The sequence below is a fragment of the Streptomyces prasinopilosus genome (assembly GCF_001419695.1).
Taxonomy (GTDB): Bacteria; Actinomycetota; Actinomycetes; order Streptomycetales; family Streptomycetaceae; genus Streptomyces; species Streptomyces prasinopilosus.
Genome location: NZ_LIRG01000163.1, coordinates 1 through 1,530 on the forward strand (window position 1 = coordinate 1; position 1,530 = coordinate 1,530).

The following is a 1,530-nucleotide window of genomic DNA, read 5'->3' on the forward strand; positions in this document are numbered from 1 at the left end:
GTTCTTTTCCCCGGTTCTTTCAGGAGGTCAGCGGCCCGCCGGACCCTCGCGGACGAGGACCCGGCGACCCCGGCGGACGGACGACGACCGGAACCCGGCCGCCTCAGGAACGGCGCTGCCCGCCGCCCTTCACCTCGCTCACGAAGGCGACCCAGGTAGCGGCTGCGAAGCTCAGTGCCGGGCCGTGCGGGGCGGTCTTGCTGTCACGGACGGGCACGACGGTTCGAAACCCGTCGGCCACCTCCACGCAGTTGCCGCCCTCCTGATTGCTGTAGCTGCTCCTGCGCCAGACGGCGCCGGTCGGATCGGGATGGGACCTTCGCGCCACGGTGGTTGTCCTCCATCACGGATCGGATCATGTCGAGGGACATGAGCGGGGGCAGAGCTGCCGCCCGCAGCCGATCGTAGGTCAGCGCGAAACTCCTGACTTCCCCTGGATCCTCGATGAGTTGGCCGTAGTGCGCGCCCTCCGTGTAGGCGGTCTCCGAACCGTCCGGCAGGGTGAGCANNGCACCGCCTCGTCGAGGACCACCCACAGTTCGGGACGGTGGGGTGTACGGAGGCGCTCCTGCCGTCCCAGCCGAAGGGCGACCCGCTCCTCCAGTTGCTCTTCGCCGCCCAGCGTCCGGCCGACACTCAGCACGGCCCGCGCGTAGTCCTCCGTCTGCAGCAGACCCGGCACCACATGAGCCGCGTACTCGTGCACGGCCACCGCCTGCCCCGAGTACTCCATGAACCTCCGCGACCAGTCCGGAAACGCCTCCCGGTACACGTAGGGCCACAGCTCGACGAGCAGGTCGTCCGCACCGAGAACCGCGTCCAGTGCACGCGCCAGCTCCAGCGTCGGCTTCGCTCCCGATGCCCGCTCGATCTGTGTGATCCGCGTGCCCACCACGTGCGTCCTGGCGCCGAGTTCGGCCTGGGTCAGCCCGGCCGCCGTACGGAGCCGGCGTACCCGGGCGCCGAACAGCGCCGCCATCGACGTACTCGGATCAATTCTGTTGGCCAAAGCGTCACTTCCGTTCCTTACCGCCTGAAAGGTAATGCGATGTCACCTTTCGAGCGTAAGGCGATCGGACGACCCTTGTTCACGGAACGTGACGCATCACGTGCACCGTGAGACGTCTCAGCTCGACGGACAAGGACGGACAAGCCGTGCCGACAGGAACGACAACCCCGGGAGAGGGGCCGCGCCGGACCAGCAGCGCGGCCTCCGCCGCGCTCGACGGCGCCGCACACGAACCCCCCTCCTGGTCCGGGCAGTTCGTCTCCTCGCCGCGAGGTGCGCAGCTCGCCCGGCGTCTGGCCGTCCGGCGCATGGGGGAGTGGGGTCACCCGCCGGAGTCGGACGCGTCGTGCGCGGTCGCCCTGGTCGTCGGTGAACTCGCGGCGAACGCCGTACGGCACGGCCGGACTCCCGGCCGCGACTTCCGTCTGCGGCTCGCCCTCGACACGACCGCGAGCCTGGTGCGCGTCGAGGTCACGGACGCCGCCTCGGAGAAGCGGCTGCCCCCGGCCCCGCCCACGTCG

General features: G+C 70.2%; 3 protein-coding genes and 1 pseudogene. 1 reads left to right on the forward strand and 3 read right to left on the reverse strand.

What is annotated here, in order from left to right; genetic code table 11:
• Positions 1-103 precede the first annotated feature (103 nt).
• The 3 genes and pseudogenes from AOK18_RS34080 to AOK18_RS34090 all read right to left on the reverse strand — a co-directional run.
• On the reverse strand, positions 104-247 hold the full coding sequence (locus tag AOK18_RS34080) for a DUF397 domain-containing protein (protein WP_079104901.1): 144 nt from the start codon (positions 245-247) through the stop codon (positions 104-106).
• A partial coding sequence (locus AOK18_RS34085; protein WP_240503105.1) for a Scr1 family TA system antitoxin-like transcriptional regulator occupies positions 204-508 on the reverse strand: 305 nt, incomplete at its 5' end. The genes AOK18_RS34085 and AOK18_RS34080, both read right to left, overlap by 44 nt.
• Before the next feature lie 2 nt (positions 509-510).
• Positions 511-979: pseudogene (locus tag AOK18_RS34090) on the reverse strand (Scr1 family TA system antitoxin-like transcriptional regulator); the annotation flags it as partial.
• Positions 980-1,116: 137 nt separating this feature from the next.
• Here AOK18_RS34090 and AOK18_RS30475 point away from each other — a divergent pair.
• A partial coding sequence (locus tag AOK18_RS30475) for an ATP-binding protein (RefSeq protein WP_240503106.1) occupies positions 1,117-1,530 on the forward strand: 414 nt, incomplete at its 3' end.